The organism is Nocardioides oceani (genome assembly GCF_030412965.1).
Classification (GTDB): Bacteria; Actinomycetota; Actinomycetes; order Propionibacteriales; family Nocardioidaceae; genus Nocardioides; species Nocardioides oceani.
Map to the genome: position 1 here is coordinate 1 of NZ_JAUHJQ010000202.1, position 263 is coordinate 263.

Here is a 263-nt window from a genome sequence, read left to right on the forward strand (position 1 = left end):
GAGGCGCACCTGCCGCCGGCGAGCCGGCTCGCGACCATCACCGGCGAGCCGGGCGCCGTCGACGACGCGCTGACCCTGCTCAGCCTGCCGGAGGTCGCCGAGGTGCTGGGGCCGGTCCCGGGCGCCGACCACGCGACCGGGCCCGCGACCGGGACCGGTGACCCGGAGGTGCGGGCGGTGGTGCGGGTGCCGCGGGCCTACGCCGCGGAGCTGGGCCGGGCGCTCGGCGAGCTGCAGCGGGTGCGCTCGGCCCGCAAGCTCGA

At 80.6% G+C, this 263-nt stretch carries 1 pseudogene; it reads left to right on the forward strand.

Annotated elements, in window-relative coordinates:
- Positions 1-263 (forward strand): annotated as a pseudogene (locus QWY28_RS23795) (primosome assembly protein PriA); the annotation flags it as partial.